Origin of the sequence: Pseudomonas sp. GD04015 (assembly GCF_029837675.1) — a bacterium.
Taxonomy (GTDB): Bacteria; Pseudomonadota; Gammaproteobacteria; order Pseudomonadales; family Pseudomonadaceae; genus Aquipseudomonas; species Aquipseudomonas paralcaligenes.
This window is the reverse complement of record NZ_JAOEEE010000017.1, coordinates 88690-100715: the sequence shown is the minus strand read 5'-3', so window position 1 is coordinate 100715 and position 12026 is coordinate 88690. Positions and strand designations below refer to the sequence as shown.

Sequence of the window (12026 nt, the reverse complement as noted above, 5' to 3'; positions counted from 1 at the left end):
AGGTCCGGGCGGCGCAGCAGCAGTTCGCTGGGCAGGCCGCCGTCCAGCGCCGGCACGTCCAGGCTGGCCAGGGCGCTGCGGGCCTGCTCCGCCGGTTCGCCCTGGCCGAGCAGCACGGCCAGCTGGCTGCGCACGTCGTCCGCCTGCTGGCGCAGTTCCTCGCGAATCCGCCGCTGCTCGGCCACCAGACCGCGCTGCTGGGCCAGTTCCAGCGGCGTGGCGGCGCCGGCCGCCTGGCGGGCTTCCACGGTGGCCAGCACCCGCTCGGCGTTGGCCAGGTTGAGCCCGGCCAGGCGCAGGCGTTCGCCCAGGGCGACCTGGCGCAGCCAGGTGTCGGCGACGCTGGCGGTGAGGGTCAGGCGCAGGGCGTCGCGGTCGAAGCGGCTGGCGGCCAGTTCGGCCAGCGTGGCGTCGTGGTCGGCGGCCAGGCGCCCCCACAGGTCGACTTCGTAGCTCGCAGCCAGGCCGCCGTTGTACAAGGTGCCTGCGGTCTCCGCGTCGCCGCCGAGGCGCCCTGCGCGGCTGGCGCCGAGAGTGCCGTCCAGCCTCGGCAGCAGCGGCGCGCCGGCGGCGCGGGCGGAGGCCTCGGCCTGGCGCAGGCGGGCGGCGGCGGCGGCCAGGTCGTGGTTGCCGGCCAGGGCCTGCTGGATCAGGGCGTCCAGTTCGGCGCTGGCGAAGCCGCGCCACCAGTCCTGGTCCGGCGCCTCGCCGGCGAGCGTGGCGTGGCGCCAGGCCTGCGGCGCCTCGGGCAGGGTGTCCGCCGTGTCGGGCGCGTGGCTGCAGGCGGCGAGCAGGAGGATCAGCGGAAGCGGCAGGTATCGGGTCATCGGCATCTCGTTCATTCGCTGGCCAGGGCGGCGACCGGGTCGAGGGCGGCGGCGGTCTTCGCCGGCAGGTAGCCGAACAGCAGGCCGGTGCCCACCGCGCAGGCGAAGGCCAGCAGCATCGCCGACAGCGAGAAGATCAGCGGCACGCCGGCCAGCAGCAGGCCGGCGCCGACGACCAGGCCGATCAGCACGCCGGCGCTGCCGCCGACCACGGTGACCAGCACCGCCTCGGTGAGGAACTGGCGCAGGATGTCGCGCTGGCGCGCGCCGGTGGCCATGCGGATGCCGATCTCGCGGGTGCGTTCGCGCACCGTCATCAGCATCACGTTCATCACGCCGATGCCGCCCACCAGCAGGGAGACGGCGGCGATCAGGCCGAGCATCAGGGTCATGCTGTCCTGGGTCTTGGCCTCGGCCTGCAGCTTAGCGGCGGCGTTGCCGATGCCGATGTCGTCGCGGCCGTGGCGCGCGCGCATGAGGTCGCGGATGGCCGCCTCGGCGTCCAGCACCCGGCTGGTGGAGACGGCGTCGATCACCGAGTAGTCGGGCTTGCCGAAGGCCTGGAACACGCGGATGCGCGCCGAACGGTAGGGGATGAGGACCATTTCGTCGTAGCTTTCGTTGCCGGAGTCGGCGCCCTTCTCGGCCATCACGCCGATCACTTCGAAGGGCGAGTCGGCGATCAGCAGCTGGCGCCCGATCGGGTCGTCGCTGCCGAAGAACTGCTGGCGGGCCTTGTGCCCGAGCACCACCACCGGGGCCATGGCGCGGTCCTCGGCGTCGCTGAAGAAGCGCCCGGCGGCCACCGCCCAGTGGTGGATGCGCGGCAGTTCCGCGCTGCCGGCCAGGGTGTAGACGCTGCGTGAGACGTTGCCGTGGCGCACGCTCAGCGGGTCGCCGATCACCGGCATGGCGGCGCGCACTTCGGGCAGTTCGGCGATGGCCTCCAGGTCTTCCACGGTGACCACGCCCTCCGGGCCGCCATCCGCCGGCTGGATACCGCCGAGGTACATCATGGTGGCGCCCATGGAGGCCATCTGCGCCACGACCCGCTGCTTGGTGCCGAGGCCGATGGACAGCATGACGATCACCGAGGCGACGCCGATGACGATGCCGAGCAGGGTCAGGGCGGTGCGGAAGCGGTTCAGGCCCATCACCCGCCAGGCCGAGCGGAGCATCTCGCCCAGTTCGCCGAGGAAGCTGGCGCCGGCGTCCAGCCCCGCCTGGCTCGGGTCCGGCGGCGGCAGCGTGCCGCTGGTTTCGTGGCTGCCGCTGTCGGCGACGATCTGGCCGTCGCGGATCTCGATCACCCGCCGCGCCTGTTCGGCGACGCCGCGGTCGTGGGTGATCAGGATGATGGTGTGGCCGGCGTCGGCCAGCTCGCGCAGCAGCGCCATGACCTCGCGGCCGCTGTGGCTGTCGAGGGCGCCGGTGGGTTCGTCGGCGAGGATGATGCGGCCGCCGTTCATCAGCGCCCGGGCGATCGACACGCGCTGCTGCTGACCGCCGGAGAGCTGGCCGGGGCGGTGCTCCAGGCGCTCGCCGAGGCCGAGGCGTCCGAGCAGGCTGCTGGCCCTGGCGTAGCGTTCGGCCGGCGGCACGCCGGCGTAGATCGCCGGCACCTCGACGTTCTCCCGGGCCGATTCGGTGGCGATCAGGTGGTAGCCCTGGAACACGAAGCCGAACGCCTCGCGGCGCAGCCAGGCCAGTTCGTCGGTGTTCATCTCGGCTACGTCGCGGCCGGAGAAGCGGTAGCGTCCGGCGCTGGGGCGGTCGAGGCAGCCGAGCAGGTTCATCAGGGTGGATTTGCCCGAGCCGCTGGCGCCGACGATGGCGACGAATTCGCCGGCGTGGATGCGCAGGTCGATGCCGCGCAGCACTTCGACTTCCGGCGCGCCGCCTTCGCCACCGTAGCGGCGGCGGATGCCCTCCAGCTCGATCAGCGGCGTCGCTACCACTGGAACCTCGACGGACGCTCGTCGACGCGCTCGCCGGTGATCAGGCGCTCGCCCTCGGCCAGCCCGTCGATCACCTCGGCGCTCTGCCGGCTGCGCGCGCCGACATGCACCTCGCGCAACTGCGCGTGGCCGTCGCCGTCGAGCACCCGGGCGGAGAACACGCCGGGCTTGCCGGGCAGCGGGTCGAGCGCTTCGAGCGGCGCGGTGAGCACGCCGCGGGCAGCGGCGGTGATGAAGGTCACCTGGGCGGTCATCTGCGGCAGCAGCTCGCCGTCGTCGTTGTCGACGTCGAACAGGACGGTGTACTGCACGGCCTGGGTGGCGCTCGCTGGGGCGCTGTCGCCCGAGGCGGAGACTTCCACCGGCGGCGCCGGCAGGATCTGGCGGATCTGTCCTTCCCAGCGGCGCTCGTCGCCGCCCAGGGTGGAGAAGTACAGCGGCATGGCCGGCTTCAGGGCGCGGATGTCGGCTTCGGAGACCTTGACCCAGGCGGTCATCTGGCCGAGGTCGGCGATGCGCATCACGGTGGGGGTCTGGTAGGTGGCGTTGAGGGTCTGGCCCTGCTTCACGTCGATGCCGAGCACGGTGCCGTCGATGGGCGCGTAGAGGCGGGTGTAGCTGAGTTGCGCCTCGTTGCCGCGCAGGCGGGCCTGGGCTTCGGCGATGCGTGCGCGCAGCTGCTTCAGCCGCGCCTCGGCCGAGCGCAGGTTGGCAACGGCGGTCTGCACGTCCTCGTCGCGGGTCGCCTCGGCGGCGGCCAGGCGCTGCTGGCGCTGGTGCTGCTGGCGCGCCAGGTCGAGCTGGGCCTGCTGGTCGGCCAGTTCGGCGCGCAGGCCGTCGAGCGCGGCGCGGTCGGCCTCGACTTCGGCCTGGTGCAGGCTGGCGTCGATTTCCGCGAGTAGTTGCCCCTTCTCGACCCGGTCGCCGGCCTCGACGTGCAGGCGGGTGACCTGTCCCGAGACCTGGGCGCCGACGTCCACCGAGTGGCGCGGCTTCAGGGTGCCGATGGCGACCACCGTGGCCTGCAGGTCGCCCCGGCCGATGGGCGCGGTGTCATAGGCGGCGGCCGGCTGGCCCCACCACAGCCAGGCCGCCGTCGGCACGCAGAGGATCACGGCGGCCGCCAGGCCGCGACGCAGGAACGGGGGGAAACGCGGGGTCATCGACACATCCTTGCACGGTGCCGGCTCAGCCGGCGGTCAGCAGCAACGCCGGCAGGCCTGCGCCGGCCGCGATGGCGGCCAGCAGGGCGGCGGTGCGGGGGCGGTAGGGCAGCAGCAGGACCAGGGCGAAGGCGCCGACGCTGAGCATGCCCAGCCAGACCACCGGGCCGACGGCGCCGCCCCAGATCAGCACGCAGGGCCACACGGCGACGGCCAGCAGCAGCCAGCCGGCCACCCGCAGCAGGCGCTGGCGGGTGGGCGCCTTGTGTTTCCACACCTGGGAGTGGTGGCGGTCCATGGCCAGGCACAGGCCGGCCATGCCGGCATAGCAGAGCGCGATGGCCAGGGTTGCGGCGAGGGTCAGGGTCATCACTGGGCCTCCAGGGCGGCGGCCCGCTGGCGGCTGCGCACCGGCGCCGTGCGCGGCCGGCTCAGGCGCCAGGCGACCCACAGCGAGAGCGCGCCGAAGCCGAGGGCGACCAGCTCGACGCCCGCCCGCTCGCCGTCGCCGCGCTGCAGATAGACGAACAGGTGCTCGCCGACGGTCAGCCAATTGAGCAGCGGCAGCAGTGCGCACAGGGCGGCCAGCGCCAGCAGTTGCTCGATCCAGGCGCGCTGCGGCGGGCGCAGGGCGGCGTGGACGAAGCCGAGCAGCCAGACCGCGAAGAACGCGACGATCTCCCATTCCGGCCGGTCCGGCAGGCTCAGCGGCAGCAGGCGGTTGGCCCAGAAGAAGGCGATGCAGGCGATGCTCAGGCCGGTGAGGGTGCCGATGTTGAGCACCTCGATCAGCCGGTAGACCCGCGGCGTGGCGGCGCCGAACTCGTTCAGCGAGCGCTGCCGGCGCTTGACCATGAACAGCAGGGCGCCGGTGGCCAGCATCGCCGCGCCGGCCAGGCCGCTGAAGAAGTACAGCCAGCGCACCAGGTTGCCGCCGAAGCCGGCGAAGTGCAGGTTGGCCATCACCGACTGCACGTCCTGGGCCGAGCCGCCGCGCAGTTCGCCGGGCATCTGGATGTCGGTCTGCTCGCCGGTCACGCCGTTGAAGAACACCTGGCCGCCGCCGTCGCCGAGCAGGCGGTATTCGCCGGGTTTCTCGATGAAGCGGCCGAACACGCGCACGCTGGCGCTGCTGTCGTTGGGGTGTTCGATGCTGATGAAGCTCACCGGGCGGCCCAGGCCTTCTTCGGCGTGGACCAGCAGCTCGTCCATCGCCGTCAGCGGGGCGGCGATGCCGGTCAGTTCCTGGGGCGCCGGGCGCGCCATCAGCTCGGCGAAGTAGGCCTCGTCGCTCTCGTAGTGGGCCATGACTCCCGCCGGCATATACAGCGAGTAGAAGGTCGCCAGGCCGGTGTAGGCGATCATCAGCTGGAACGGCAGGCTCAGCACCGACAGCGCGTTGTGGGCGTCCAGCCAGCTGCGCTGGCCCTTGCCGGGGCGGAAGGTGAAGAAGTCCTTGAAGATGCGCTTGTGGATGACGATGCCGCTGACCAGCGCCACCAGCATGGCCATGGTGAAGGCGCCGACGAACCAGATGCCGGCGGTGCCGCCGTGGAATTCGAAGTGCATGTGCACGAAGTGGTGGCCGCCTTCGCTGTCCCGCTCGTGCGAGGTGTCCACCGGCTGGCCGCTGGACGCGTCGATGCTCTTGTTGTGGAAGACCTCCTGGGCGTCTTCCCAGAACAGGCGGATGTTGGGGTCTTCGTCCGACGGCAGGGCGATACCCCAGAAGTGGCCGGCCGGCGCGTTCTCGGCGAGCCAGGCCATGCCCGTGCGCACCGCCTGCGGCCGGTCGAAGCCGTCGTCCAGGCCGGACTCGCCGGTGGCTTCGCTGGCCTGGGGCAGGTGCGGCTTCGTCCAGCGGGTGATGGGGTCGTCGAACACGCCCAGGCTGCCGGTGAGGAAGATGACGAACAGTACCCAGCAGGCCCACAGCCCGCCCCAGGTGTGCAGCCAGGCCATGGCCTGGCGGAAGCCGCCCTCGGCGGCGCCGTTCTGTGCCTTGCTCATGCGTCACCTCCGAGCAGCAGGCCGGCGCCGGTCAGCACCAGCGAGGCGATGGCCAGGATCAGCCAGATGCGCCGCAGGTTGGGCGTGGCGAACGCCCACACGATGACCGCGGTGTAGACCGCGAAGCTGGCCAGCGACGAGGCGAGCACGGCCTGGGTCTTGGGCAGCGGCAGGATCGCGCCGAGGAAGATGACGCTGGCGCAGGTGAGGGCATAGCCGCCGAGAATCGCTGCGGCGACGCGCGACAGGAGGGCGAGCGTCGCCCCGGAAGGTGAAGCGAGAGGTTTCATGGGTAATCACTGGCTGGCGGGAACATGGGCAGGCGAGCGCGGCGGTGGGCGGGCGCACGCGACGAAAGCTGCCATATATCACTGTTCATGACGAACGAGCGCGGCAAAACCTGCATGCCGCTGGTCGGCGAACTGCAACAGATTGTGTCAGAGCCCGCTCACGATCTTGCGGGCGAGACGCTATGGACTGTTGTAGGAGCGGCCTTGGCCGCGAGCTCTCGATGTGGCGTTCTGTGCTGAACAAGCGTTCGCGGCCAAGGCCGCTCCCACAGGGTCTCGCAGGCCTGGAGCGCGACCGGGTCAGCTCAGCGCCAGGGCCAGCAGGCCGAGCGCCGGTGCCGCCACGGCCACGCGCGGTATCCAGCGCGGCCGGTAGGTGTGCAGCAGGACCAGGGCGTAGCCCGCCGCCGCCAGCAGGCCGACCCAGAGCACCGAGCCGAACGCCCAGCCCTCCTGGAACAGGCAGGCGGCCAGGCTGAGGGCCAGCGAGAGCCAGCCGCCGACCCGCAGCAGGCGGGCACGGAGGGCGGACGGCGCCTGGCCGAACACGTCCTGGTGGTGGCGGTTCATGGCCAGGCTGAGGCCGGTCAGGCCGCAGTAGGCGGCCGCCAGGGCGAGGGTGCTCATCCGCGAGTCTCCAGGGCATCCGCTTGGGTTTCCGGCCGGGTCTCCGTTCGAGCTTCCGACCGGGTTTCCGCTCGGCTCGTCGGCGCCGCCTTCTCCGGCCGGGGCGCGCGCGCCGGGCGCACCGCCGGCCGATGGTTGTGGATCTTCCAGCTCAGCCAGGCGCACAGCAGGCCGAGCCCGAGCAGGCCGGCGTCGAACCCCGCCACCAGCCAGTCGCCGTAGGCCAGGCCACCCGGCAGCGGCCAGCGCCCCATGACCAGCTCGAACAGCGGCAGCAGGCACAGCAGCAGGGCGACGCCGGCCCACTGCTCGACCCAGGCGCGGCGGTGCGGGCGCAGAGCGGCATGCACCAGGGTCAGGCCCCAGACCGCGAAGAAGACGTGGATTTCCCAGGCCGCGCGGCCCTCCAGGCCGGCCGCCAGCAGGCGGTTGGCCCACAGGTAGGCGGCCATGGCCAGCGGCAGGCCGGCGATGGCCGCCACGTTGAGCACCTGCACCAGGCGGTGGCCGAAGGGTGTCTTCGCGCCCGCCTTGGCCGGCGGTGGCGCGCGCTTGACCAGCCAGAGCACCGCGCCGCTGGCGATCATCACGCAGCCGCCGAGGCCGCAGAGGAAGTACAGCCAGCGCAGCAGCGGCGCGGCGAAGTGGCCGAGGTGCAGGCCGACCAGGGTGCGGTTGAACTGGGCGGCGGGCTTGAGCTGGCCGACTTCCTCCAGCACCCGACCGTCGCTGGCGTCCAGCAGCAGGCCGCCGCCGACGCCGGAGATGCTGGCGCTGCGGTCGCGGCGCATCTCCACGCGGGCGGCGCTGTCGCCCGGGGTGAACAGGGTCAGCGAGCCGACCCGGCTGCCGTCGCCCCAGTGCGCTTCGGCCTGGCGGATCAGCGCGGCCAGGTCGGGCATCGGCGCCGACGTGCCGCTGCGCGGTTCGCCGTGGGCGTGGGGGAACACTTCGTCGAACAGCAGCTCGCGGTCCTTGCCGTACTCGAACTGCACCGCCCAGGGCAGGTAGATCAGGATGAAGATGACCAGGCCGCTGTAGGTGATCATCAGGTGCAAGGGCAGCGCCAGCACCGAGACCACGTTGTGGCCGTCCAGCCAGCTGCGCTGGCCCTTGCGCGGGCGGAAGGTGAAGAAGTCCTTGAAGATCTTCTTGTGGGTGACGATGCCGCTGATGATCGCCACGAACATGAACATGGTGGCGATGCCGACGATGATCCGCCCGGTCAGCGCATCGAGGTGCCAGAGCTGGAAGTGAAAGCGGTAGAAGAACTCCCCGCCCTGGGTGTCGGCTTCCTTCAGCTGCGCGCCGCTGGCCGGGTCCAGGGTCATCCGGCCGAACGGGATGCCGGGGCCGAACCAGCGCGCCTGCAGGGTCGGGTTGCGCGCGTCGGGCAGCTGGACGATCCAGCTCGGCGCGTTGGCCGGCGCCTGTTCCTGAAGGGTCGCCAGGACGTTGTCCCAGTTCGGCGCCGCGCCCGCGTCCAGGCCATGGCGCTCCGGATGCATCCAGTGATCCAGCTCGTCCTTGAAATAGCTCACCGTGCCGGTGAGGAAGATGGCGTAGAGCAGCCAGACCAGCAGCAGGCCGGCCCAGGTGTGCAGCCACGCCTGCGACTGGCGGAAACCTTCGCGCGCCAGCACCTCGCGCGCTTGCGTTGCCTGGCTCATGACGCGGCTCCCTTGAGCCACCAGGCCAGGCCGGCCATCAGCAGGGCGGGCAGCAGCAGGCCCAGCCAGGCCTGGCGGCCGCTGTGCACGGCGAACGCCCAGCAGACGGCGGCGGCGTAGACCACGAAGCCGAGCATGCTGGCGGTGACCACCGCCTCGGAGCGGGCCATCGGCAGTATCTGGGACAGCAGCAAGGTCGCCGCCACGGCCAGGCCGTAGCCGCCGAAGATGGCGGCCAGGGCGCGGGACGCTACCGCCATGCGGTAGCGCCAGTCGAGGGCGACGGGTTTCATTCCACGCTGAAGCCCAGGGTGTGAACGTAGCGGGTCTTCTCGTACGGCTTGCCGTCGAACTCGCCCTTGCCGTCCACGCCGTGGGCGACTTCCAGCAGGTACTGGCCCTTCCACGGCAGGGTCAGGGTGACCTGGCCCTTGTCGTCGGTGTGGAACGGCTTGCCCCACTTCTGCGGCGAGAAGGCCATCACTTCGGCCTTGGGCACCGGCTTGCCGTCCAGTAGGAGGGTGAAGGTGTTGTCGCCGGCCTTGGCCGGGACCAGTTCGAAGGCGCTGGCGGCTTTGGTTTCGCTGCGGCCGGTCTTGGCCACGAAGACCACGCGGTTGTCGTTGCGCACCAGTTCCTTGGTCAGGCGCACGTCGCCCTGGCCCTGGGTGGCGAACGCCAGGTGGTCGTTGGCCTGGGTGCCGGCGAAGGGCTTGCCGGCCAGCACGGCCTGGCTGCCGTCGAGCATCTTCAGCGGGCCTTCGCGGGTCTCGCGCAGGTCGTCCGGCCACTCGCCGAAGTAGGCGCGTGTCTCGCCCTGGGCTTCGCGCTCCAGCCACACCATGTGGGCCTGGGCGAGGTTGGACACGGCGCAGAGGCCGAGGGCGGTCAGCAGGAGCTTGGCTTTCATCGAGTCGTCTTCCTTATCGTCGTGGTGGTATCAGAACTGGTACTTGGCGGTGGCCATCAGGTTGCGCGGGGCGCCGTAGGTGTGGCCGCCGGTGTTGAGCAGGTATTTCTCGTCCAGCAGGTTGTCCAGGTTGAGGCTGACCGCCAGCTGCTCGGTGGCCTGGTAGCGGGCCATCAGGCCGACCACGGTGTAGGCGTCCTGGGCGAAGGACTTGCGGTAGTTGCCGGTCTGGCCGCTGGCGTGGATCTCGCTCTGCCAGTTGACGCCGCCGCCGACGGTCAGCTTCTCCAGCGCGCCGGGCAGGCGGTAGGTGGTGAACAGCTTGAACTGGTGGCGCGGCTGGTCCGGGTTGATGCGGTCGCCGGCCTTGTTGCGGGTGACCACCTGGGTGAAGCCGCCGGCCAGGTTCCAGCCGGGGGTCAGCTCGCCGGAAACCTCCAGCTCGTAGCCGCGCGCCTTGGTGTTGCTCTCGGCCACGTAGGCGTTGCCGCCGGAGGGGGTCAGCTCGTTGCCGTCGCGCACGGCCAGGTTGTCCTTGCGCACCTCGAACACGGCCACGCTGGCGTTCAGCCGGCCGTCGAAGAACTCGCTCTTCAGGCCCAGCTCGTAGTTGTCGCCCTCTTCCGGCTCCAGCGTCTTGCCGTCCCGGTCCTCATTGCTCTGCGGGTTGAAGATGCTGGTGTAGCTGGCGTAGGTGGAGAGCCAGTCGTTGAGGTCGTAGACCACGCCGACGTAGGGGATGGTCACGCCGGTCTCGACCAGGTCCTGGGTCTGGGTGCGGTTCTTCCAGTCGGTCACCCGCGCGCCGAGGATCACCGAGAGGTCGTCGGTGGGGCGCAGGCGGGTGGCCAGGTAGCCGCCGAGCTGGCGGCTGTCGCGCCAGTCGCGGCCGGCGGAGGGGAAGTTGGGCAGCGGGATGTCGCCGTCGAACTCGTCCGTGTTGGCGATCGGCACCACCACTCGCCGGAACGCCGGGTCGTCGCGTTCGAGGTCGAAGTAGTTCATGCCCAGCATCAGTTCGTGCTCGCGGCCGAACAGCTGGTAGGGGCCGCTGGCGAAGAAGTCCAGGGCGTTCTGCTGCGGGGTCTGTTCCGAGCGGCCGGTGGTCACGGTGCCGGCGCGGGTCACGGCGTTCGGGTCCGGCGCGGCGACGCCGTAGTTCTGCTCGGTGTCCAGCCAGGTGCGGTTGGCCGACAGGGTGCTCTGCCAGCCGTTGCCGAACTGGTGTTCGAGGGAAGCGAACAGGGTGTAGCGCTCCAGGTCGAGGTAGGACCAGCGGGTGACCGCGCTGTCCGAGCGGGAGTGGTGGGTCTTGTTGCCGGCGTTGTCGGCCAGCGAGAAGTTGTGCGGCGAGGCCTCGTCGTAGTCGCTGCGGTTCGCCTCCAGGCCCAGGCTGAGCAGGGTGGCGTCGGTCAGGTCCAGCTCCACCACGCCGTAGAAGATGTCGCTCTCGCCGCTGTAGCGGTCCTTCCACGAACGGCCTTCGTTGTGCACCGCGACCATCCGGCCGCGCAGGTTGCCCTGGCTGTCCAGCGGGCCGGAGACGTCGGCCTCGACCCGGTAGCGGTCCCAGGTGCCGGCGCTGCCGAGCACGTGGGCCTGGAACTCGGCGGTGGGCTTCTTGCGCACCAGGTTGATGCTGGCGCTGGGGTCGCCGGCGCCGGTCAGCAGGCCGGTGGCGCCACGCACCACGGTGATCTGGTCGTAGATCGCCGTGTCCATGCTGCCGATGCTGCCGCTCAGGCCCTGCAGCGCGCCGGACGAGGTGACCACGCCGTTCAACTGGTAGTTGTTGATGGCGAAACCGCGGGAATAGAAGCTCACGTAGCCGGCGCCGTCGTCGCCGTACTGGCGGCGGCTGATGCCGGGGGCCTGCTCCATCACCGCGCCGACGCTGGTGAGGTTCTGGTCGTCCATGCGCTGGCGGGTCATCACGGTGACCGATTGCGGGGTCTCGCGCAGCGACAGGTCGAGCTTGGTGGCGCTGTTGGTCGCGCCGCTGGTGTAGGAGCCGGTGCCCTCGGTGGTGCCGCCGAGGCCGGCGCCGGTGATGCTGGTGGCGTCCAGTTGCAGCGAGGCGCCGCTCTCGGCCGGCGGCAGCAGCGAGTAGTTGCCGCTGGCCTGGCGCACCACCTGCACGCCGCTGCCGGCCAGCAGGCGCTGCAGGGCCTGGTCCGCCGGCAGGCGGCCCTGCACGCCGGGCGAGCGCAGGCCGCGCACGGTGTCTGGCGAGTAGGACAGGCTGACCCCGGTGGCGGCGGCGAAGCTGTTCAGCGCCGACTCCAGGGAGCCCGAGGCGATGGCGAAGTCGTATTCCGCCACCACGTTCTGCGCCCAGGCCGGCTCGACCAGCAGCACGCCGGCGACCGGCAGCGCCAGCGCCGCGCCCAGCAGCGCGCGGTTGACGGCCAGCCCCAGCGGGCTGAGGAGGGGGAAGCGGCGAGGCGATGACGTGCGGCGTGAAGCGTTGTGGCGCGACATGGAAGGTTCCTGAGTGGCTGGCAAGGGTGCGCCGCTGCGGGCGCTTTCCTTCCAAGTCGAATGAGAATCGAAATCGACAACACCCGGGAC

Annotated in this window: 11 protein-coding genes; all 11 read right to left on the bottom strand. The window is 71.2% G+C overall.

The genetic code is table 11. The features are described 5' to 3' along the window. The coding region (locus N7640_RS15720) for a TolC family protein (protein WP_279906209.1) at window positions 1-827 on the bottom strand (827 nt) is incomplete at its 3' end. An 11-nt stretch (window positions 828-838) separates the two neighbouring features. Continuing rightward, the gene (locus N7640_RS15715) at window positions 839-2785 is read right to left on the bottom strand and encodes a MacB family efflux pump subunit (RefSeq protein ID WP_279904092.1); all 1947 of its coding nucleotides are present in this window, start codon (window positions 2783-2785) and stop codon (window positions 839-841) included. Then, complete coding sequence (locus N7640_RS15710) at window positions 2779-3948, bottom strand: efflux RND transporter periplasmic adaptor subunit (protein WP_279904093.1); 1170 nt, start codon at window positions 3946-3948, stop codon at window positions 2779-2781. The genes N7640_RS15715 and N7640_RS15710 overlap by 7 nt, the downstream gene beginning before the upstream one ends. 25 nt (window positions 3949-3973) lie before the next feature. Then, window positions 3974-4318, bottom strand: coding sequence for a DUF3325 domain-containing protein (locus N7640_RS15705; protein WP_279904094.1), 345 nt, complete (start codon window positions 4316-4318; stop codon window positions 3974-3976). Then, window positions 4318-5958 (bottom strand): PepSY-associated TM helix domain-containing protein, encoded by a 1641-nt coding sequence (locus tag N7640_RS15700; protein ID WP_279904095.1) that lies wholly within the window; start codon window positions 5956-5958, stop codon window positions 4318-4320. Before N7640_RS15700 ends, N7640_RS15705 begins: the two co-directional genes overlap by 1 nt. Beyond that, window positions 5955-6248: a hypothetical protein gene (locus N7640_RS15695; RefSeq protein ID WP_220812691.1), complete on the bottom strand. Its 294-nt coding sequence runs from the start codon at window positions 6246-6248 to the stop codon at window positions 5955-5957. The genes N7640_RS15700 and N7640_RS15695 overlap by 4 nt, the downstream gene beginning before the upstream one ends. A 300-nt stretch (window positions 6249-6548) precedes the next feature. Continuing rightward, complete coding sequence (locus N7640_RS15690; RefSeq protein WP_279904096.1) at window positions 6549-6875, bottom strand: DUF3325 domain-containing protein; 327 nt, start codon at window positions 6873-6875, stop codon at window positions 6549-6551. Next, window positions 6872-8545 (bottom strand): PepSY-associated TM helix domain-containing protein, encoded by a 1674-nt coding sequence (locus N7640_RS15685; RefSeq protein WP_279904097.1) that lies wholly within the window; start codon window positions 8543-8545, stop codon window positions 6872-6874. The genes N7640_RS15690 and N7640_RS15685 overlap by 4 nt, the downstream gene beginning before the upstream one ends. Beyond that, complete coding sequence (locus tag N7640_RS15680) at window positions 8542-8838, bottom strand: DUF3649 domain-containing protein (RefSeq protein ID WP_220812694.1); 297 nt, start codon at window positions 8836-8838, stop codon at window positions 8542-8544. The genes N7640_RS15685 and N7640_RS15680 overlap by 4 nt, the downstream gene beginning before the upstream one ends. Then, window positions 8835-9455, bottom strand: coding sequence for a DUF4198 domain-containing protein (locus tag N7640_RS15675; protein WP_220812695.1), 621 nt, complete (start codon window positions 9453-9455; stop codon window positions 8835-8837). The genes N7640_RS15680 and N7640_RS15675 overlap by 4 nt, the downstream gene beginning before the upstream one ends. A gap of 30 nt (window positions 9456-9485) precedes the next feature. After that, window positions 9486-11936: a TonB-dependent siderophore receptor gene (locus N7640_RS15670; protein ID WP_279904098.1), complete on the bottom strand. Its 2451-nt coding sequence runs from the start codon at window positions 11934-11936 to the stop codon at window positions 9486-9488. Window positions 11937-12026: the final 90 nt, after the last annotated feature.